This window comes from Streptomyces sp. S186 (assembly GCF_051603415.1).
GTDB lineage: Bacteria > Actinomycetota > Actinomycetes > Streptomycetales > Streptomycetaceae > Streptomyces.
This window is the reverse complement of the sequence record NZ_CP193932.1, coordinates 4,633,078-4,653,731: the sequence shown is the minus strand read 5'-3', so window position 1 is coordinate 4,653,731 and position 20,654 is coordinate 4,633,078. Positions and strand designations below refer to the sequence as shown.

The following is a 20,654-nucleotide window of genomic DNA, read 5'->3' as shown; positions in this document are numbered from 1 at the left end:
CGACCCACGCGGTCGGGCGTGTCGCGCTCCTTCTCGTAAATCTCCACAGGAGAGATCCCTCAAGGAGGGGAGCGTGGGGGAAGAACACCCACCGGGCGCCTGGCCGAGGCACCCCGCTGACGCTTCCCGGAAGATTCCCGTACTTCCGCCTCTGAGAAGAGGTGACGAATACCTGGGACTCGCTTCCGGTCCCCCCGGCGGGAGGCGCGCAGCATCGGCACTCAACCGAGCAACCTGGACAGTGTGCCATACGCGGGATGCGTAAGGCCAATCGGGCCCCAACTGTCAAGAAGCCCCGCCCACCTGGTGGTGAGCGGGGCCTCTCAGACGCTCCGGGGAGCTACCGGGTCGACCGGATCAGCAATTACTTGTTGATCTTGGTGACCTGGCCGGCGCCGACGGTCCGGCCACCCTCACGGATGGCGAACTTCAGGCCCTCCTCCATGGCGACGGGCTGGATGAGCTCCACCTTCATCTCGGTGTTGTCACCCGGCATGACCATCTCGGTGCCCTCGGGGAGGGTCACGACGCCGGTCACGTCCGTCGTACGGAAGTAGAACTGCGGGCGGTAGTTGTTGAAGAACGGGGTGTGGCGGCCACCCTCGTCCTTCGACAGGATGTACGCCTGCGCCTCGAACTCCGTGTGCGGGGTGACCGAGCCCGGCTTGATGATGACCTGGCCGCGCTCGACGTCCTCGCGCTTGATGCCGCGGAGCAGCAGACCGACGTTCTCACCGGCCTGGCCCTCGTCGAGCAGCTTGCGGAACATCTCGATACCGGTGACGGTGGTGGAGGTCTTCTCCTCCTTGATGCCGATGATGTCAACCTGCTCGTTGACCTTCAGCACACCGCGCTCGATACGGCCGGTGACGACCGTACCGCGACCGGTGATCGTGAAGACGTCCTCGATCGGCATCAGGAACGGCTTGTCGACGTCGCGCTCCGGCTGCGGGATCGACTCGTCGACGGCCTTCATCAGCTCGAGGACGGAGTTGCCCCACTCCTTGTCGCCCTCGAGGGCCTTCAGAGCGGAGACCTTGACGACCGGAACCTCGTCGCCGGGGAACTCGTACTCGTTGAGGAGCTCACGGACCTCGAGCTCGACGAGCTCCAGGATCTCCTCGTCGTCCACCATGTCGGCCTTGTTCAGGGCGACAACGATGTACGGAACGCCGACCTGGCGGGCCAGGAGCACGTGCTCCTTGGTCTGCGGCATCGGGCCGTCGGTGGCGGCGACCACCAGGATCGCGCCGTCCATCTGGGCGGCACCGGTGATCATGTTCTTGATGTAGTCCGCGTGACCGGGGCAGTCGACGTGGGCGTAGTGACGCGTCTCGGTCTGGTACTCGACGTGCGCGATGGAGATGGTGATACCGCGCTGGCGCTCCTCAGGAGCCTTGTCGATCTGGTCGAAGGCCGAGGCCTCGTTCAGGTCCGGGTACGCGTCGTGCAGCACCTTGGTAATGGCGGCCGTGAGGGTCGTCTTACCGTGGTCGATGTGACCGATGGTGCCGATGTTGACGTGCGGCTTAGTCCGCTCGAACTTCGCCTTCGCCACTGGGGTCCTCCTGTGGAGTGGTTCTGTACGCCTTACTCATCGGCGCCAGGTGATCTTTGCTGGATAGCCCGGGCCCGGGGGCATTCCGCCGCGGTTCGCGGTGGAATGCCCCGACAGGCACCGGAGTCAAGCCTAGAGCGTGAACTCGGGGGGTGAGTTACTCGCCCTTGGCCTTGGCGATGATCTCCTCGGCGACGTTCTTGGGAACCTCGGCGTAGGAGTCGAACTGCATCGAGTAGCTCGCGCGACCCGACGTCTTGCTGCGGAGGTCTCCGACGTAGCCGAACATCTCCGAGAGCGGAACCAGGCCCGTGACGAGCTTGGCACCGGCGCGGTCCTCCATGGACTGGATCTGACCACGGCGGGAGTTGATGTCGCCGATCACGTCGCCCATGTAGTCCTCGGGCGTGGTGACCTCGACCTTCATCATCGGCTCCAGCAGGGCCGGGCTGGCCTTGCGGGCGGCCTCCTTGAAGGCCATCGAGCCGGCGATCTTGAACGCCATTTCCGACGAGTCGACCTCGTGGAACGCGCCGTCGAGGAGCGTGACCTTGACACCGGTCAGCGGGTAACCGGCGAGCACACCGAACTCCATGGCCTCCTGGCAGCCCGCGTCCACGGACGGGATGTACTCCCGCGGGATGCGGCCACCGGTGACCTTGTTCTCGAACTCGTACCCGTCGCCCTCGAGCGGCTCGAGCGCGATCTGCACCTTCGCGAACTGGCCGGAACCACCAGTCTGCTTCTTGTGCGTGTAGTCGAGCCGCTCGACCGGCTTGCGCAGGGTCTCGCGGTACGCGACCTGCGGCTTGCCGACGTTGGCCTCGACCCGGAACTCACGCTTCATACGGTCGACCAGCACGTCGAGGTGCAGCTCGCCCATACCCGCGATGATGGTCTGGCCGGTCTCCTCGTCGGTGTGCACCTGGAACGAGGGGTCCTCTTCGGCGAGGCGCTGGATGGCGACACCCAGCTTCTCCTGGTCGCCCTTGGACTTGGGCTCGATGGCGACCTGGATGACCGGGGCCGGGAACTCCATCGACTCCAGGATCACCGGGGAGCCCGCGTCGCAGAGGGTCTCACCGGTGGTGGTCTGCTTCAGACCCATGACGGCGACGATGTCGCCGGCACCCACCGAGTCGATCTCCTCACGCTTGTTGGCGTGCATCCGGTAGATCTTGCCGATGCGCTCCTTCTTGCCCTTCACCGAGTTCTGCACCTGCGTGCCGGCCTCGAGGCGGCCCGAGTACACCCGGATGAAGGTGAGCTTGCCCAGGTGGGGGTCGCTCGCGATCTTGAACGCGAGGGCGGCCAGCGGCTCTTCCTCGGACGGCCGGCGCTTGACGATCTCCTCCGGGTCGTTGACCGCGTGGCCCTCGATGGCCTCGACGTCCAGCGGGGAGGGGAGGTAGCGCACGACCGCGTCGAGCAGGGGCTGCACGCCCTTGTTCTTGAACGCGGTACCGCAGAACACCGGGGTGACCGTGGTGTTCTCGGCCTTGCCGGAGGCGATGGTGATACGACGGATCGCGGCGTAGAGCTGCTCCACGGTGGGCTCCTGGCCCTCCAGGTACAGCTCCATGACCTCTTCGTCGTTCTCGGCCACGGCCTCGAGGAGCTTGCCGCGCCATTCGTCGGCGGCCTCGATGTGCGTGTCCGGGATGTCGACGGTGTCGTACATCTCGCCCTTGGCGGCCTCGGCCGACCAGACCAGGGCCTTCATCGTCACGAGGTCGACGACGCCCTTGAAGTCGGCCTCGGTGCCGATCGGCAGCTGCATCACGATCGGGGTCGCGCCCAGGCGATCCGTGATCATGTCGACGCAGCGGTGGAACTCGGCACCCGTGCGGTCGAGCTTGTTGACGAAGCAGATGCGCGGCACGCCGTAGCGGTCCGCCTGACGCCAAACGGTCTCGGACTGGGGCTCGACACCGGCAACGCCGTCGAACACCGTCACCGCACCGTCGAGCACGCGCAGCGAACGCTCCACCTCGACGGTGAAGTCGACGTGGCCCGGGGTGTCGATGATGTTGATGGTGTTGTCGACGTTGTCCAGCGGCCAGTGGCAGGTCGTCGCGGCAGACGTGATCGTGATGCCGCGCTCCTGCTCCTGCTCCATCCAGTCCATCGTGGCAGCGCCGTCGTGGACCTCACCGATCTTGTACGAAACACCGGTGTAGAACAGGATCCGCTCGGTGGTGGTCGTCTTGCCCGCGTCGATGTGGGCCATGATCCCGATGTTGCGGACCTTGGCCAGGTCAAGCGAAGTGGTAGCCATAGTGGCTCAGTCTTCTCTCGGTCTCGATGTGGGTTGCGACTACCAGCGGTAGTGCGCGAAGGCCTTGTTGGACTCGGCCATCTTGTGCGTGTCCTCACGCTTCTTGACCGAAGCGCCGAGGCCGTTGGAGGCGTCGAGCAGTTCGTTCATGAGGCGCTCGGTCATGGTCTTCTCGCGGCGGGCGCGGGAGTAGCCCACGAGCCAGCGGAGCGAGAGGGTGGCGGCGCGGCCGGGCTTGACCTCGACCGGGACCTGGTAGGTCGCACCACCGACGCGGCGGGACTTGACCTCGAGGGTCGGCTTGATGTTCTCCAGCGCGCGCTTCAGCGTGATGACCGGGTCGGTGCCGGTCTTCTCACGCAGACCCTCCATGGCGCCGTAGACGATGCGCTCGGCGGTGGAGCGCTTGCCGTTCAGCAGCACCTTGTTGATGAGGGAGGTCACCAAGGGGGAGCCGTAAACCGGGTCGATGATGACCGGGCGCTTCGGGGCGGGGCCCTTACGAGGCATTCTTACTTCTCCTTCTTGGCGCCGTAGCGGCTGCGAGCCTGCTTGCGGTTCTTGACGCCCTGCGTGTCGAGGGAGCCGCGGATGATCTTGTACCGAACACCCGGCAGGTCCTTCACACGGCCACCGCGCACGAGCACGATCGAGTGCTCCTGCAGGTTGTGGCCCTCACCCGGAATGTAAGCGGTGACCTCGATCCCACTGGTCAGACGCACACGCGCGACCTTACGCAGGGCCGAGTTCGGCTTCTTCGGGGTGGTCGTGAACACACGCGTGCAGACGCCGCGGCGCTGGGGCGAACCCTCGAGTGCGGGCGTCTTGTTCTTCTCGACCTTGTCCTGCCGGCCCTTGCGGACCAGCTGCTGGATCGTAGGCACTACTTCTCCGGTTTCTGTGTGCCAGTCTCGGTAAAGCTAACCTGGAACATTTCCCGACCCACGCGGTCGGGTGTGTCGAATACTGCAGACCTGCCTCGCTGGAACGAGGGGGCGGCAGATTGCGGTGTCAAAACCCGGCTTCCGCGCTGCCGGGACTCTCCGGCCGAACTGGTGGGAGAAGGCGCGCACGGCAGCCCAGGGACACCCCAGGCACAAGGTCAGAGCGTACCTAGCGCATCGGCTGCGGTCAAAACAAATGCACACGCGAAGGACACGCCGGACTCGCCCGGCGCTGCGGCCACCGTAGTGGGAACCACGGGCCTACGGAAGAAGGCACACCCCCGTCAGGCGCGGGTCACCGCCAGCATCGCCATCACCAGGAAGAACAGGGCCCAGGCACCGATCCCGAGCCAGCCGAGCACCAGCCCGGCGATCGCCTGGCCGTCGCCCCGCTCCCCCGTCCGCCGGATCTCGGCCCGCGCCTTGTGCCCCAGGATCACCGCGGGGATCGACGTCAGTCCCCAGGTGAACGGGGCTATCAGCCCGCAGACCAGCGCGCCCGTGGCGGAGCCGTTGGTGGTCTGCGGCATCGGCATCTGCGGCGGGAGAAACGTGGCCGGCACGGCCGGGCGCGGCGCGAACTGCGCCTGCGGCACCGGGCCCTGCGGAAGATCGGCGACCAGCATCTGGAGCTCGGCGTGGGTCTGCGCCTGATAGGCCCGGCCCATCCGCTGCTCGTACTCGGCCTGTGCGAGGCGCCCCTCGGCGAAGCCCGCCTTCAGCACGTCGACCGCGCGCTCGCGATCGGCGTGCGAGGCCCGCATGGCAGGCACCTGATACGGGTTCTGCGCGGGCTGCCCACCCTGCCACGGCTGGAATGCCATGTCGCGAACCTCCCCCCGCTCAACAGTTGTCCCCATCCTCTCATCACAGACGCGGCAATGGGAGGACAAGTTCCCGCGGGCCCCGGCCGGACCGGAAACGCCGCAGGGCGGCCACCCCGTGGGGTGACCGCCCTGTTCAGGCGCGTACGGCCTTACCGGCTCAACCAGGCTTACTGGTTGTACCAGGTTTACTGGTTATACGGACCGTAGTCGTAGTCCTCCAGCGGGACCGCCTGGCCGGAGCCGGTGCCGAACGGCGAGTAGTCGATGTCGTCGTAACCGACGGCCGAGTACATCGCCGCCTTGGCCTCCTCGGTCGGCTCGACCCGGATGTTGCGGTAGCGGGACAGGCCCGTACCGGCCGGGATGAGCTTACCGATGATGACGTTCTCCTTGAGGCCGATGAGGCTGTCGGACTTGGCGTTGATCGCCGCGTCCGTCAGGACTCGGGTCGTCTCCTGGAAGGAGGCGGCCGACAGCCAGGACTCCGTCGCCAGCGAGGCCTTGGTGATACCCATCAGCTGCGGACGGCCGGAGGCCGGGTGGCCGCCTTCCGCCACCACGCGACGGTTCTCGCCCTCGAACTTCGAGCGCTCCACCAGCTCGCCCGGCAGCAGCTCCGCGTCGCCGGACTCGATGATCGTCACGCGGCGCAGCATCTGCCGGATGATGATCTCGATGTGCTTGTCGTGGATCGCCACGCCCTGGCTGTTGTAGACCTTCTGGACCTCGCCGACCAGGTGGACCTGGACGGCACGCTGGCCGAGGATCCGCAGCACGTCGTGCGGGTTGATCGCGCCGACGGTCAGCGGCTGGCCGACCTCGACGTGGTCGCCCTCGGACACCAGCATGCGGGCACGCTTGGAGACGCCGTAGGCCGTCTCGTCGCTGCCGTCGTCCGGCGTGACGATGACCTTCTTGGTCTTCTCGGTCTCCTCGATCCGGACGCGGCCGGCCGCCTCCGAGATCGGGGCGACGCCCTTGGGCGTACGGGCCTCGAAGAGCTCGACGACACGCGGCAGACCCAGGGTGATGTCGTCACCGGCCACACCACCGGTGTGGAAGGTACGCATCGTCAGCTGGGTGCCGGGCTCACCGATGGACTGGGCGGCGATGATGCCGACCGCCTCACCGATGTCGACCAGCTTGCCGGTGGCCAGCGAACGGCCGTAGCAGTACGCACAGGTACCGACCGCGGACTCACAGGTCAGGACCGAGCGGGTCTTGACCTCCTCGACACCGTGCGCGATCAGCTGGTCGATCAGCACGTCACCGAGGTCCACGTTGGCCGGCGCGACGACCTTGCCGTCCACCACGACGTCCTCGGCGAGCATCCGCGCGTACACGGAGGACTCGACGTCGTCCGCCTTGCGCAGGATGCCGTCCGCGCCCTTCGAACCGATCCGCAGCTTGAGGCCGCGCTCGGTGCCGCAGTCCTCCTCGCGAATGATGACGTCCTGGGAGACGTCGACCAGACGACGGGTGAGGTAACCGGAGTCGGCGGTACGCAGGGCGGTGTCCGCCAGACCCTTACGGGCACCGTGGGTGGAGATGAAGTACTCCAGCACGGACAGGCCCTCGCGGAAGGACGCCTTGATCGGACGCGGGATGGTCTCGTTCTTGGCGTTCGACACCAGACCACGCATACCGGCGATCTGACGCATCTGCATCATGTTTCCGCGCGCACCCGAGTCCACCATCATGAAGATGGGGTTGGTCTTCGGGAAGTTCTCATTCATCGCCTCGGCGACCTCGTTGGTCGCCTTGGTCCAGATGTTGATGAGCTCCTGCGTGCGCTCGTCCTTGGTGATCAGACCGCGCTCGTACTGCTTCTGGACCTTCTCGTCCTGGGCCTCGTAGCCGGAGACGATCGCCTTCTTGGCCTCCGGCACGACGATGTCGGAGACGGCGACGGTGACGCCGGAGCGGGTGGCCCAGTAGAAGCCGGCCGCCTTCAGGTTGTCGAGCGTCGCCGCCACGATGACCTTCGGGTAGCGCTCGGCCAGGTCGTTGACGATCGCGGAGAGCTGCTTCTTGCCCACCGAGTAGTCGACGAACGGGTAGTCCTCGGGCAGCAGCTCGTTGAAGAGCGCGCGGCCCAGGGTCGTGCGCAGCCGGAAGCTGTCGCCCTGCTGCCACTCCGGCTCGCCCTCGACCGGGGCCGGCGGGGTCCAGCCGCGCGGCGGCACGGTGCCGATCGGGAAGCGGATGTCGACCTTCGCCTGCAGCGAGAGCTCGCGGGCGTCGAAGGCCATGATCGCCTCGGCGACCGAGCCGAAGGCCCGGCCCTCGCCCTTGACCTCGCGCTCCTCCTCGTCCGTGGTGAGGAAGAAGAGGCCGAGCACCATGTCCTGGGTCGGCATGGTGACCGGACGGCCGTCGGCCGGCTTGAGGATGTTGTTCGAGGACAGCATCAGGATGCGGGCCTCGGCCTGCGCCTCCGCGGACAGCGGCAGGTGCACGGCCATCTGGTCACCGTCGAAGTCCGCGTTGAACGCGGTGCAGACGAGCGGGTGGATCTGGATGGCCTTGCCCTCGACCAGCTGCGGCTCGAAGGCCTGGATGCCGAGGCGGTGCAGGGTGGGCGCACGGTTCAGCAGCACCGGGTGCTCGGCGATGACCTCTTCGAGGACGTCGTACACCACGGTGCGGCCGCGCTCGACCATGCGCTTGGCCGACTTGATGTTCTGCGCGTGGTTGAGGTCCACCAGGCGCTTCATCACGAACGGCTTGAACAGCTCCAGCGCCATGGCCTTCGGCAGACCGCACTGGTGCAGCTTGAGCTGCGGGCCGACGACGATGACGGAACGGGCCGAGTAGTCGACGCGCTTACCGAGCAGGTTCTGACGGAAGCGGCCCTGCTTGCCCTTGAGCATGTCGGACAGCGACTTCAGCGGACGGTTGCCGGGGCCCGTGACCGGGCGGCCGCGGCGGCCGTTGTCGAAGAGCGCGTCGACGGCCTCCTGGAGCATGCGCTTCTCGTTGTTCACGATGATCTCGGGCGCGCCGAGGTCGAGAAGCCGCTTCAGGCGGTTGTTGCGGTTGATCACGCGGCGGTACAGGTCGTTCAGGTCGGAGGTCGCGAAGCGGCCACCGTCCAGCTGCACCATCGGACGCAGGTCCGGCGGGATCACCGGGATGCAGTCCAGCACCATGCCCTTGGGGCTGTTGCGGGTCTGCAGGAAGGCGGAGACGACCTTCAGGCGCTTGAGCGCACGGGTCTTCTTCTGGCCCTTGCCGGTCCGGATGATCTCGCGGAGGCGCTCGGCCTCCTCCTCCAGGTCGAAGGTCTCCAGGCGCTTCTGCAGCGCGGCGGCGCCCATGGAGCCGTCGAAGTACGTGCCGAAGCGGTCCCGCAGCTCGCGGTAGAGGAGCTCGTCGCCCTCCAGGTCCTGGACCTTGAGGTTCTTGAAGCGGTTCCAGACCTCGTCGAGGCGGTCGATCTCGCGCTGCGCGCGGTCGCGCAGCTGCTTCATCTCGCGCTCGGCGCCCTCGCGCACCTTGCGGCGGGCGTCCGCCTTGGCGCCCTCGGCCTCCAGCTCGGCCAGGTCGGTCTCGAGCTTCTTGGCGCGGGCCTCAAGGTCGGCGTCGCGGCGGTTCTCGATCTGCTGGCGCTCGACGGAGACATGGGCCTCCAGCGAGGGCAGGTCGCGGGTGCGGCGCTCCTCGTCCACGTACGTGATCATGTACGCGGCGAAGTAGATGACCTTCTCGAGGTCCTTGGGCGCGAGGTCCAGCAGGTAGCCCAGCCGGCTCGGCACGCCCTTGAAGTACCAGATGTGGGTGACGGGCGCGGCCAGCTCGATGTGGCCCATCCGCTCACGGCGCACCTTGGCGCGAGTGACCTCGACGCCGCAGCGCTCGCAGATGATGCCCTTGAAGCGGACGCGCTTGTACTTACCGCAGTAGCACTCCCAGTCCCGGGTGGGGCCGAAGATCTTCTCGCAGAAGAGGCCGTCCTTCTCGGGCTTGAGGGTGCGGTAGTTGATGGTCTCCGGCTTCTTGACCTCGCCGTGGGACCACTGACGGATGTCGTCAGCGGTGGCGAGGCCGATCCGCAGCTCGTCGAAGAAGTTGACGTCGAGCACTATGCGTCAATCCCTCTCAGGGTCGTGTCTAGATGGTCTGTACGGGGTCCGGGGCGGGGCCGGGAACTCCTGGGAAGAAGCTCCCGGCCAGACCCGTCAGACCTCTTCGACGCTGCTCGGCTCGCGCCGGGACAGGTCGATGCCGAGCTCCTCCGCAGCGCGGAAGACGTCCTCGTCGGTGTCGCGCATCTCGATGGACATGCCGTCCGAGGACAGCACCTCCACGTTGAGGCACAGGGACTGCATCTCCTTGATGAGCACCTTGAAGGACTCGGGGATGCCGGGCTCGGGGATGTTCTCGCCCTTGACGATGGCCTCGTAGACCTTCACGCGGCCGGTGACGTCGTCGGACTTGATCGTCAGCAGCTCCTGGAGGGCGTACGCGGCGCCGTAAGCCTCCAGCGCCCACACCTCCATCTCACCGAAGCGCTGGCCACCGAACTGAGCCTTACCACCCAGCGGCTGCTGGGTGATCATCGAGTACGGACCGGTCGAGCGGGCGTGCAGCTTGTCGTCGACCAGGTGGTGCAGCTTGAGGATGTACATGTACCCGACCGAGATCGGGTCCGGGAACGGCTCACCGGAGCGGCCGTCGAACAGCCGCGCCTTGCCGGACGGGAGGACCATGCGGTCGCCGTCGCGGTTCGGGCGGGTGTTCTCCAGCAGACCGGCCAGTTCGTCCTCGCGGGCACCGTCGAAGACCGGGGTCGCGACGTTGGTGCGCGGGTCGACCTGGTCGGCGCCGATGGCCTGCAGGCGCTGGGCCCACTCGTCGCCGAGGCTGGAGACGTCCCAGCCCTGGCTGGCGAGCCAGCCGAGGTGGATCTCCAGGACCTGTCCCGGGTTCATCCGGGACGGGACACCCAGCGGGTTGAGGATGATGTCGACCGGGGTGCCGTCCTCCATGAACGGCATGTCCTCGACCGGCAGGATCTTCGAGATGACGCCCTTGTTGCCGTGGCGGCCGGCGAGCTTGTCACCGTCGGTGATCTTGCGCTTCTGCGCGACGTAGACGCGGACCAGCTGGTTCACGCCCGGGGGCAGCTCGTCGCCCTCCTCGCGGTCGAAGACGCGGACGCCGATGACCTTGCCGATCTCGCCGTGCGGCACCTTCAGCGAGGTGTCGCGCACCTCGCGCGCCTTCTCACCGAAGATCGCGCGGAGCAGGCGCTCCTCGGGGGTCAGCTCGGTCTCACCCTTGGGCGTGACCTTGCCGACGAGGATGTCGCCGGCGACAACCTCGGCACCGATGCGGATGATGCCGCGCTCGTCGAGGTCGGAGAGGACCTCCTCGGAGACGTTCGGGATGTCCCGGGTGATCTCCTCGGGGCCGAGCTTGGTGTCACGGGCGTCGACCTCGTGCTCCTCGATGTGGATCGAGGAGAGGACGTCGTCCTGCACGAGGCGCTGCGACAGGATGATCGCGTCCTCGTAGTTGTGGCCCTCCCACGGCATGAACGCCACGAGGAGGTTCTTGCCGAGGGCCATCTCGCCCTCTTCGGTGGACGGACCGTCGGCGAGGACCTGGCCCTCGATGACCCGCGCGCCCTCGTCCACGACGACCTTCTGGTTGAAGGAGGTGCCCTGGTTGGAGCGGGTGAACTTGGCGACGCGGTACGTGGTGTACGTGCCGTCGTCGTTGGCGACGGTGATGTAGTCCGCGGAGACCTCCTGGACCACACCGTTCTTCTCGGCCTTGATGACGTCGCCGGCGTCGACCGCGCAGCGGTACTCCATGCCGGTGCCGACCAGCGGCGACTCCGCCTTGATCAGCGGAACGGCCTGGCGCATCATGTTCGATCCCATGAGCGCGCGGTTGGCGTCGTCGTGCTCGAGGAAGGGGATCATGGCGGTCGCGGCCGACACCATCTGGCGCGGCGAGACGTCCATGTAGTGCACCTCGTCGGCGGGGACGAGGTCGACCTCGCCGCCACGCCGGCGGACCAGCACACGGCCCTCGGCGAACCGCAGGTCCTCGGTGAGCTTGGCGTTCGCCTGGGCGATCAGGTAGCGGTCTTCCTCATCGGCGGTGAGGTAGTCCACCTGGTCGGTGACCTGGCCGTCGACGACCTTGCGGTACGGGGTCTCGATGAAGCCGAAGACGTTGACCCGGCCGTAGGACGCGAGCGAGCCGATCAGACCGATGTTCGGGCCTTCGGGGGTCTCGATCGGGCACATGCGGCCGTAGTGCGAGGGGTGCACGTCACGGACGTCCAGACCGGCCCGCTCACGGGAGAGACCGCCCGGGCCCAGCGCCGACAGACGGCGCTTGTGGGTCAGACCCGACAGCGGGTTGGTCTGGTCCATGAACTGGGACAGCTGGCTGGTGCCGAAGAACTCCTTGATGGAGGCGACGACCGGCCGGATGTTGATCAGGGTCTGCGGCGTGATCGCCTCGACGTCCTGGGTGGTCATGCGCTCGCGCACGACGCGCTCCATACGGGCGAGACCCGTACGGACCTGGTTCTGGATCAGCTCGCCGACGTTGCGCAGGCGGCGGTTGCCGAAGTGGTCGATGTCGTCGGTCTCGACGACGATGTTGTTGCCGTTCTCGCCGACCGTCTCGGTCTCGCCCGCGTGCAGCTTCACCAGGTACTTGATCGTGGCGATGATGTCGTCCACGGTCAGCACGCCGGCGTCCAGCGGCTCGTCGCCGCCGAGCTTCTTGTTGACCTTGTAGCGGCCGACCTTGGCGAGGTCGTAGCGCTTGGGGTTGAAGTAGAGGTTCTCCAGCAGCGTCTGCGCGGCCTCACGCGTCGGGGGCTCGCCCGGGCGCAGCTTGCGGTAGATGTCGAGCAGCGCGTCGTCCTGGCCCTGGGTGTGGTCCTTCTCCAGGGTGGCGCGCATCGACTCGTACTCGCCGAACTCCTCCAGGATCTGCTCGGTGGTCCAGCCGAGCGCCTTGAGCAGGACGGTGACGGACTGCTTGCGCTTGCGGTCGATGCGGACACCGACCATGTCGCGCTTGTCGATCTCCATCTCCAGCCAGGCACCCCGGGACGGGATGATCTTGGCGGAGAAGATGTCCTTGTCGGACGTCTTGTCGATCGAGCTGTCGAAGTACACACCCGGCGAGCGGACGAGCTGCGACACCACGACACGCTCGGTGCCGTTGATGACGAAGGTGCCCTTGTTGGTCATGAGCGGGAAGTCGCCCATGAAGACCGTCTGGGACTTGATCTCGCCGGTCTCGTTGTTGGTGAACTCCGCGGTGACGAACAGCGGAGCGGCGTACGTGAAGTCACGCTCCTTGCACTCGTCGATGGAGTTCTTCGGAGGCTCGAAGCGGTGGTCGCGGAACGTCAGCGACATCGACCCGGAGAAGTCCTCGATCGGGGAGATCTCTTCGAAGATCTCCTCCAGACCGGACTTGGTGGGGACTTCCTGCCCACTCTCCAGCGCAGCCTCGACGCGACCCTTCCATGCGGCATTGCCGAGCAGCCAGTCGAAGCTTTCGGTCTGCAGCGCAAGGAGGTTCGGAACCCCGAGGGGCTCCTTGATCTTCGCAAAGGAGATGCGCAGCGGGGCGGTGCTGTCGCCGTTGTTCGTATTGGCAGTCGAGGCGTTGCGCGAGGCGGCCAAGAGGGGGTCCTTCCGAGGGCTCGGACTCACTACGCGCGTACCGGTCCCGAATCGAGCAAAGTGGTCGAGAGGCCCAGGTCAGGGCGGTTCGTTCGGCTTCACTCGGGCTCGGGCATGCCCCTGGTGACGGGCAGGGAGCAGCTAACAGGCAGCGCAAAGGGTCAGTGTAGCCACATGGCCCACTGATGTCCAGAGCGAGTTTCCGGAGACCGGTACCGCACCGCGTCCCGATCTTCTCCCTCCGGGAGGTCATCCCCTCCGTGCCGGAGGAGCCCCTCGTTGTTCTTCACTTCGCCCAATGCCCTGCGCCTGCCGAAAGCCCTTGCGCCAGTGGCGCACACCGATGCTTCCCTCTTCGTCGGCGATCCATGCCTCGGACCCTGGACCGCTTCCGTGCCGCGTCCCGAGAATTGCGCGCCGCGTCCGGTTCGTCAAGGCCCCCCGCCTCTGGGAGATCGTCACATGGAGGTGCGTCCGGACAACGAAGATCACCATACTCGCACTCGGCCGCGGGACGGTGCAGCCGGGGCGGGTACGCGGAAGGGCGACCACCCGTATGGGTGATCGCCCTTCGCGGTGTCCGCGTTACGCCCTCAGGCGCGGCGGACGGGAGTCGTGAGACTCACCGAGGTCACTTGACCTCGACGGAGGCACCGGCGCCCTTGAGGGCCTCGGCGGCCTTCTCGGCGGCGTCCTTGGCGACCTTCTCCAGAACCGGCTTCGGGGTGCCGTCGACCAGGTCCTTGGCCTCCTTCAGGCCGAGGGAGGTCAGCTCGCGCACGACCTTGATGACCTGGATCTTCTTGTCGCCGGCGCCGGTGAGGATGACGTCGAACTCGTCCTTCTCCTCCTCGGCGGCGGCCTCGCCACCGGCGGCACCGCCGGCGACGACGACCGGCGCGGCAGCGGCGGCGGTGACGTCGAACTTGTCCTCGAAGGCCTTCACGAACTCGGAGAGCTCGATGAGGGTCATGCCTTCGAACTGCTCAAGGAGCTCGTCCTGGGTGAGCTTCGCCATGGTGGCGGTCCTTCCACTAAATCGGCTGGTGCCGGATGTACATTTCGGCGGGCGTGCGGCCCGCTGTAACCCGCGCCGGGACGGCGCGGATCATGACGCGAGCCGAATTACTCGGCACCGCCCTGCTCGGCCTGCTTGGCGCGCAGCGCGTCCACGGTGCGGACGAGCTTCGACGGCAGCGCCTGGAAGACGGAGGCAGCCTGGGACTGCTTCGCCTTGAAGGCACCGGCCAGCTTGCTGAGCAGAACCTCGCGGGACTCGAGGTCCGCAAGCTTCTTGATCTCGTCGGCGGAGAGCGCCTTGCCGTCAAGGACACCGCCCTTGATGACGAGGTTCTGGTTCTCCTTGGCGAAGTCACGAAGACCCTTCGCCGCCTCGACCGGGTCACCGGTAACGAAGGCGACGGCCGTCGAGCCACTGAGGTGCTCGTCCAGCGCGGAGATCCCGGCCTCCTTGGCCGCGATCTTGGTCAGCGTGTTCTTCACCACACGGTACTGAGCGTTGTCACCGAGCGAACGACGCAGATTCTTGATCTGCGCAACGGTAAGACCGGTGTACGCGGTCACAACAGCGGCGTTCGAGTTGCGGAACTTCTCGGCAATCTCGTCGACGGCTGCGACCTTGTCGGGCCTCGCCATGAGCCTCGGCCTCCTTCCGGGTGATGAGGACCGCGCAGAAGGGGCTGGGCAACACAAACGCCCCGGCGCAGGGCACGGGGCGTTACTCGACCGAACAGCGAACTGTCCGGGAGTCTCTCCACACAACCTGCGCAGGCCGTCCGCAGCTAGCGGATCCTTCGGCCACCACGCATCCGGTTCCGGACACGCAGAGACAACCAGCGGTCTTTGGCTTCCGGGACACCGTACGGGAAGGGCCCACGCGCAGGCAAATCGGCTGCGTAACGGCTGTGGCGGGACGCCCTCGACGTCCCGCCACGGCCGCGTCCGTCACATGCCGGGGGCGGGCATGGTGTCGCCGGCCGGCGGCGGGGTCACCGTGACCTTGGTCCCGTAGTGCGAGTAGAACATGGTCGAGTCGGTCGCCGTCTTGCCGGCCATCTGCTCACGCTTCTTGACGAGCAGGTTGTCCGGGCCGATCCACAGGTCGATGGTCTCCTTCGTGGCACCGGCCTGCTTGAGCTGCTCCTCCAGCACCTTCAGGTCGGCCGCGCTGAGGCTCTTGGACTGCATCTTGGCCATCTCGGCCACGTCGACCGTGCCGGTGTAGTGGGTGGCCTGGACGCCGCGGACGTCCTCCTTGCCGGCCGCCTGGACCTTGCCGGAGGCGATCAGCAGGTTCACCGACTTGACCGGGTCGTTGTTCTGCATGGAGTCCTTGATCAGGGCGCCGGCCGGACCGCCCTTCTTGGCCAGGGCGTCGTAGTCGTACTTGAGCCAGCTCTTGCCGCCCATCGGCATGCCCATGTTCATGTACATCGCCTGGGGCGTGTACAGCGCCTTCATGGGCTTGCCGGTCGCCATCGGGCCGCCGGTGGTGGTGATGTCGAGCGTCATGTTGATGCCGTTCGACCAGTCCATCGCGCCCTTCATCGTGCGCGTGGTCGGGCCCATCTTCTGCGTGCCGTCGATCTGGGCGGACTTCTTGTCGCTCGTCTGCTGCGAGGCGGTCTTCAGCGAGGCCAGCGCGGCCTCCAGCGGGGACTTCGCCCCCGAGGCGTCGTTGCTGCTCCCGCCGGCGCTGCCGCCGCCGGTGCCGTTGCTCTTGCCGCCGCTGTTGCAGGCGGTCAGACCGGCCATCATGACAACTCCCGCCGCGACGGCGGCGGCTATACGCGTGCTGCGCACTGAGGCTCCCCCTTGATCTCCTCGATGGACCTCGCAGGGGACTGTAGTGCAGGCCGCCGACAGCGCACCCGGCGGCCCTGTTATGAACGCGTCAGGCCCCGCCTTCCGTACGGAAGGCGGGGCCTGTCGTCACGCGTCACGCGCTACGAGGCATCGATCGAAACGATCAGACGGCCTCGTCCTCGACGAGGAGGTTGCGGGTGCGGTTGCTGTCCACCGGGATGCCGGGGCCCATGGTGGTGGTGATCGTCGTCTTCTTGATGTAGCGGCCCTTGGCGGCGGACGGCTTCAGACGGGTGATCTCCTCCAGCGCCGCGGCGTAGTTCTCCACCAGCTTGGCGTCGTCGAAGGACACCTTGCCGATGATGAAGTGGAGGTTCGCGTGCTTGTCGACGCGGAACTCGATCTTGCCGCCCTTGATGTCGGTGACGGCCTTGGCGACATCCGGGGTGACGGTGCCGGTCTTCGGGTTCGGCATCAGACCACGGGGACCGAGCACGCGGCCGAGGCGGCCGACCTTGCCCATGAGGTCCGGGGTGGCGACGACGGCGTCGAAGTCCAGGCGGCCCTTGGAGACCTCGTCGATCAGTTCGTCCGAGCCGACGATGTCGGCGCCGGCGGCCTCCGCGGCCGCAGCACGGTCACCGGTCGCGAAGACCAGGACCCGGGCGGTCTTACCGGTGCCGTGCGGGAGGTTCACGGTGCCACGGACCATCTGGTCGGCCTTGCGCGGGTCGACACCCAGACGCATGGCGACCTCGACGGTCGCGTCGAACTTGGCGGACGCGGTGTCCTTGGCGAGACGGACGGCCTCGAGCGGGGCGTAGAGCCGCTCCCGGTCGATCTTCGCGTCCGCGTTGCGAAGAGTCTTGCTGCGCTTCACTTCTGCTCCTGATGCAGTGGGGTGGAGTCGTGGTACGGACCAGCGCCTGGCCCTGCCACGGAGGTGCCTTGTGGGCTGGGGCTCAGCCCTCGACCGTGATGCCCATGGAACGGGCGGTGCCGGCGATGATCTTCGACGCGGCGTCCAGGTCGTTGGCGTTCAGGTCGGGCATCTTGGTGGTGGCGATCTCGCGGACCTGCGCCTCGGTGATCTTGGCGACCTTGGTCTTGTGCGGCTCGCCGGAGCCCTTCTCCACGCCCGCGGCCTTCAGGATGAGCTTCGCGGCCGGCGGGGTCTTGGTGATGAAGGTGAAGGAACGGTCCTCGTAGACCGTGATCTCCACCGGCACGACCATGCCACGCTGCGACTCGGTCGCGGCGTTGTAGGCCTTGCAGAACTCCATGATGTTGACGCCGTGCTGACCCAGCGCGGGGCCGACCGGCGGGGCCGGGTTGGCGGCACCGGCCTGGATCTGGAGCTTGATCAGCCCCGTGACCTTCTTCTTCTTGGGAGGCATGCTCTCTCCGGGTCCTAGTGAGAGTGAGGTTCGCCCCGCGATCCGGATCATCCGGATGGAGGCATACCGCACAACGATAACGGGTATCGTCGCGCAGCTGAAAACCGCGCAGGTCAGACCAGCTCTGTGCCGGTCTGACCTGGTCGGTGGCCGAAGGTCCGGAAGACGTCAGTTCTTCTGGATCTGGTCGAAGCTCAGCTCGACCGGGGTCTCGCGGCCGAAGATCTCGACCAGGCCCTTGACCTTCTTCGAGTCGGCGTTGATCTCGTTGATCGTGGCCTGGAGCGTCGCGAACGGGCCGTCGGTGACGGTGACGGAGTCGCCCACCTCGAAGTCCAGGACCTGGACCTCGACCTTGCGGGACGGCGCCGGCTTGCCCTCGGCCGCGGCGGCCTCCTTGGCGGCCTTCTCCTCGGCCTCCGGGGCGAGCATCTTGACGATCTCGTCCAGGGTCAGCGGGTAGGGGTCGTAGGCGTTGCCGACGAAGCCGGTGACGCCCGGGGTGTTGCGGACGACGCCCCAGGACTCGTTCGTCAGGTCCATGCGCACCAGGACGTAACCCGGAAGCTTGTTCTGGCGGACGGTGCGGCGGTCGCCGTTCTTGATCTGCACGACCTCTTCCTGCGGCACCTCGGCCTGGAAGATGTAGTCCTCGACGTTCAGCGAGACGGCGCGCTGTTCGAGGTTGGTCTTCACGCGGTTCTCGTAGCCGGCGTAGGTGTGGATGACGTACCACTCGCCGGGGAGCCCGCGCAGCTCGTCGCGGAGGGCGGCCACCGGGTCGGCCGGCTCCTGCTCCTCGGCGTCCTCGGAAGCCTCCGCGGCCTCGTTCTCGTCGGCGGACTCGGCGGATTCGCCGGCGGCGGCGTCCTCGGCGTCCAGCTCGTCGACGTCCTCGGCGTCCTCGGCGGTCTCCGCGGCGCCCTCTTCGTCAGCGATGGCCGCAGTCTCGTCAGCGATGGCCGCCGCGTCCCCCTCGACCTCGGCCGGGACGGCCTCGTCGACCTCGGCCTCTGCAGCCGCGACGGGCTCGGTGGCGTCGTTCAGGTTCGGGTCAGACACGTGGCTGCTTCTTCCTTGCTTCAAGGGGTTGAACGTGCGAAGGGCCGTCCGCAGAGGCAACCCTCCGCGGGATCAGCCGAAGACGTACCCGACGACTCGGTTGATTCCCAAGTCAATCACGGTTACGAGACCAATGATGATGGCTACGAAGACGATCACCACGGTGGTGTACGACGACAGCTGGCTGCGGGTGGGCCAGACGACCTTGCGGAGCTCCGCGATGATCTGGCGGTAGAAGAGCGCGAGACGCGCGAAGGGCCCCTTCTTGCCGCGCTTGCCGCCGCGGCGGGGCTTCTTCTGGGATTCCGTGGTCTCGTCCTCGGAACGACCGCGCTCAGGCATGTCGATGGAGCCCAGGGCGTCCGTCACTCGTCCTCACCTGAATCCGGGTCGTGGCCGTGCCGCGCCCGGCCCGGCCGCACGGCGGTGCATTTCGTACGTACGCGTGCACGCACTCGGTGAATCGGTGCGTGTAGCAGGGCCGGAGGGACTTGAACCCCCAACCGCTGGTTTTGGAGACCAGTGCTCTACCAATTGAGCTACGACCCTTTGTGGTTCCCCCAACCTACCGCATGCGGGCGACTGCACTATGTCGTGTGCCGTACGCCGCGGCGACCCGATGGGAGCCAACGGTCAGCGAGTGTACGTGCTTCGGGGCCGGGCGTCGAACAGGAACCTCCCGTACCGCCCCGCAAACCCGTGTGCCGGGGCCGTCGGCGGTCTGCGACGATGCCCCTATGAGCGCTGCCACTCCCTCCGCATCGTCCCCCGCCGACCGCCGGGTCTCCGTCCGCGTCGGTTCGATCTCCGAGTCCGCCACCCTCGCCGTCGACGCCAAGGCCAAGGCCCTCAAGGCCGCCGGGCGCCCGGTGATCGGCTTCGGCGCCGGCGAGCCCGACTTCCCCACGCCCGACTACATCGTCGAGGCGGCGGTCGAGGCGTGCCGGAACCCGAAGTTCCACCGCTACACGCCCGCCGGCGGGCTCCCCGAGCTGAAGGCCGCGATCGTCGCGAAGACCCTGCGCGACTCCGGCTACGAGATCGAGGCCGCGAACGTCCTCGTCACCAACGGTGGCAAGCAGGCCATCTACGAGGCGTTCGCCGCCGTCCTGGACCCGGGTGACGAGGTCATCGTGCCGGCGCCGTACTGGACCACCTACCCCGAGTCGATCCGGCTCGCGGGCGGCGTGCCGGTCGAGGTCGTCGCCGACGAGACCACCGGCTACCGCGTGACCGTCGAGCAGCTGGAGGCGGCCCGCACCGAGCGCACCAAGGTGCTGCTGTTCGTCTCGCCGTCGAACCCGACCGGCGCGGTCTACCCGCGCGAGCAGGTCGAGGCGGTCGGCCGCTGGGCCGCGGAGCACGGCCTGTGGGTGCTGACCGACGAGATCTACGAGCACCTGGTCTACGGCGACGCGGAGTTCTCGTCACTGCCGGTCGTGGTGCCGGAGCTGCGCGACAAGTGCATCGTCGTCAACGGTGTGGCGAAGACGTACGCGATGACCGGCTGGCGGGTGGGCTGGGCGATCGGCCCCAAGGACGTCGTCAAGGCGGCCACCAACCTCCAGTCGCACGCCACCTCCAACGTCTCCAACGTGGCGCAGGCCGCGGCCATCGCGGCGGTCAGCGGCGACCTGGCGGCCGTCGAGGAGATGAAGGTGGCCTTCGACCGGCGCCGGAAGACCATCGTGCGGATGCTCAACGAGATCGACGGCGTGCTGTGCCCGGAGCCGGAGGGCGCGTTCTACGCCTACCCGTCGGTGAAGGGGCTGCTGGGCAAGGAGATCCGCGGCAGGCGGCCGCGGTCCAGCGTCGAGCTGGCCGAGCTGATCCTGGAGGAGGCGGAGGTCGCCGTCGTCCCGGGTGAGGCGTTCGGCACCCCCGGCTACCTGCGGCTTTCGTACGCGCTGGGCGACGAGGACCTGGTCGAGGGCGTCTCCCGGATCCAGAAGCTGCTGGCGGACGCCAAGTAGCGGGGCGTTCGGGACCACTGAGCGTGCGGGGCCGGGCGGTTCGTCCGGCCCCGCACGCTTTTGCGGGGGTCCCTTCGTTCGGGGCGGGGCCTATGCCGCGGGGCGCGGGTGCGGCAGTATCT

Annotated in this window: 15 protein-coding genes and 1 tRNA gene; 1 reads left to right on the top strand and 15 read right to left on the bottom strand. The window is 67.2% G+C overall.

Annotated elements, in window-relative coordinates:
* Positions 1-364: 364 nt before the first annotated feature.
* The 15 genes from tuf to ACRAS8_RS19970 all read right to left on the bottom strand — a co-directional run bounded on the left by tuf (position 365) and on the right by ACRAS8_RS19970 (position 19,108).
* Positions 365-1,558 carry an elongation factor Tu gene (tuf, locus tag ACRAS8_RS20040; RefSeq protein ID WP_438487393.1) on the bottom strand — a complete coding sequence of 398 codons (1,194 nt, stop codon included), beginning with the start codon at positions 1,556-1,558 and terminating at the stop codon, positions 365-367.
* 157 nt (positions 1,559-1,715) lie between these two features.
* Positions 1,716-3,836 carry an elongation factor G gene (fusA, locus tag ACRAS8_RS20035; protein ID WP_438487392.1) on the bottom strand — a complete coding sequence of 707 codons (2,121 nt, stop codon included), beginning with the start codon at positions 3,834-3,836 and terminating at the stop codon, positions 1,716-1,718.
* A gap of 39 nt (positions 3,837-3,875) precedes the next feature.
* Entirely contained in the window at positions 3,876-4,346 is a 471-nt protein-coding gene (rpsG, locus tag ACRAS8_RS20030) for a 30S ribosomal protein S7 (RefSeq protein WP_018538761.1), read from the bottom strand.
* A gap of 2 nt (positions 4,347-4,348) precedes the next feature.
* Positions 4,349-4,720: a 30S ribosomal protein S12 gene (rpsL, locus tag ACRAS8_RS20025; protein ID WP_003948652.1), complete on the bottom strand. Its 372-nt coding sequence runs from the start codon at positions 4,718-4,720 to the stop codon at positions 4,349-4,351.
* A gap of 344 nt (positions 4,721-5,064) precedes the next feature.
* On the bottom strand, positions 5,065-5,544 hold the full coding sequence (locus ACRAS8_RS20020) for a DUF1707 and DUF4190 domain-containing protein (RefSeq protein WP_438490544.1): 480 nt from the start codon (positions 5,542-5,544) through the stop codon (positions 5,065-5,067).
* Positions 5,545-5,792: 248 nt separating this feature from the next.
* Positions 5,793-9,692, bottom strand: a complete 3,900-nt coding sequence (locus tag ACRAS8_RS20015; RefSeq protein ID WP_438487391.1) for a DNA-directed RNA polymerase subunit beta' — start codon at positions 9,690-9,692, stop codon at positions 5,793-5,795.
* Positions 9,693-9,788: 96 nt separating this feature from the next.
* A complete protein-coding gene (gene rpoB / locus ACRAS8_RS20010) occupies positions 9,789-13,274 on the bottom strand; it encodes a DNA-directed RNA polymerase subunit beta (protein WP_438487390.1) in 3,486 nt (1,161 codons plus the stop codon).
* A gap of 631 nt (positions 13,275-13,905) precedes the next feature.
* On the bottom strand, positions 13,906-14,292 hold the full coding sequence (gene rplL / locus ACRAS8_RS20005) for a 50S ribosomal protein L7/L12 (RefSeq protein WP_438487389.1): 387 nt from the start codon (positions 14,290-14,292) through the stop codon (positions 13,906-13,908).
* 107 nt (positions 14,293-14,399) lie between these two features.
* Entirely contained in the window at positions 14,400-14,930 is a 531-nt protein-coding gene (rplJ, locus tag ACRAS8_RS20000) for a 50S ribosomal protein L10 (protein ID WP_438487388.1), read from the bottom strand.
* Positions 14,931-15,239: 309 nt separating this feature from the next.
* Entirely contained in the window at positions 15,240-16,097 is an 858-nt protein-coding gene (locus ACRAS8_RS19995) for a hypothetical protein (protein ID WP_438487387.1), read from the bottom strand.
* Positions 16,098-16,263: 166 nt separating this feature from the next.
* Positions 16,264-16,980: a 50S ribosomal protein L1 gene (gene rplA, locus ACRAS8_RS19990; RefSeq protein ID WP_438487386.1), complete on the bottom strand. Its 717-nt coding sequence runs from the start codon at positions 16,978-16,980 to the stop codon at positions 16,264-16,266.
* 82 nt (positions 16,981-17,062) lie between these two features.
* Positions 17,063-17,497, bottom strand: a complete 435-nt coding sequence (gene rplK, locus ACRAS8_RS19985) for a 50S ribosomal protein L11 (protein ID WP_085925679.1) — start codon at positions 17,495-17,497, stop codon at positions 17,063-17,065.
* Between the two features lie 168 nt (positions 17,498-17,665).
* On the bottom strand, positions 17,666-18,559 hold the full coding sequence (gene nusG, locus ACRAS8_RS19980) for a transcription termination/antitermination protein NusG (protein ID WP_438487385.1): 894 nt from the start codon (positions 18,557-18,559) through the stop codon (positions 17,666-17,668).
* 72 nt (positions 18,560-18,631) lie between these two features.
* Entirely contained in the window at positions 18,632-18,928 is a 297-nt protein-coding gene (gene secE, locus ACRAS8_RS19975; RefSeq protein ID WP_018538770.1) for a preprotein translocase subunit SecE, read from the bottom strand.
* Between the two features lie 107 nt (positions 18,929-19,035).
* Positions 19,036-19,108, bottom strand: a tRNA-Trp gene (locus ACRAS8_RS19970).
* 188 nt (positions 19,109-19,296) lie between these two features.
* Here ACRAS8_RS19970 and ACRAS8_RS19965 point away from each other — a divergent pair.
* Positions 19,297-20,532 (top strand): pyridoxal phosphate-dependent aminotransferase, encoded by a 1,236-nt coding sequence (locus ACRAS8_RS19965; RefSeq protein WP_438487384.1) that lies wholly within the window; start codon positions 19,297-19,299, stop codon positions 20,530-20,532.
* The last annotated feature ends 122 nt before the right edge of the window (positions 20,533-20,654 follow it).

Bases quoted from the DNA above. Each gene is read 5' to 3' on its own strand.
- rplL (WP_438487389.1), bottom strand. From the start codon at position 14,292: ATGGCGAAGCTCACCCAGGACGAGCTCCTTGAGCAGTTCGAAGGCATG.
- ACRAS8_RS20020 (WP_438490544.1), bottom strand. From the start codon at position 5,544: ATGCGGGCCTCGCACGCCGATCGCGAGCGCGCGGTCGACGTGCTGAAG.
- ACRAS8_RS19965 (WP_438487384.1), top strand. From the start codon at position 19,297: ATGAGCGCTGCCACTCCCTCCGCATCGTCCCCCGCCGACCGCCGGGTC.
- rpsG (WP_018538761.1), bottom strand. From the start codon at position 4,346: ATGCCTCGTAAGGGCCCCGCCCCGAAGCGCCCGGTCATCATCGACCCG.
- rplK (WP_085925679.1), bottom strand. From the start codon at position 17,497: ATGCCTCCCAAGAAGAAGAAGGTCACGGGGCTGATCAAGCTCCAGATC.
- rplJ (WP_438487388.1), bottom strand. From the start codon at position 14,930: ATGGCGAGGCCCGACAAGGTCGCAGCCGTCGACGAGATTGCCGAGAAG.
- fusA (WP_438487392.1), bottom strand. From the start codon at position 3,836: ATGGCTACCACTTCGCTTGACCTGGCCAAGGTCCGCAACATCGGGATC.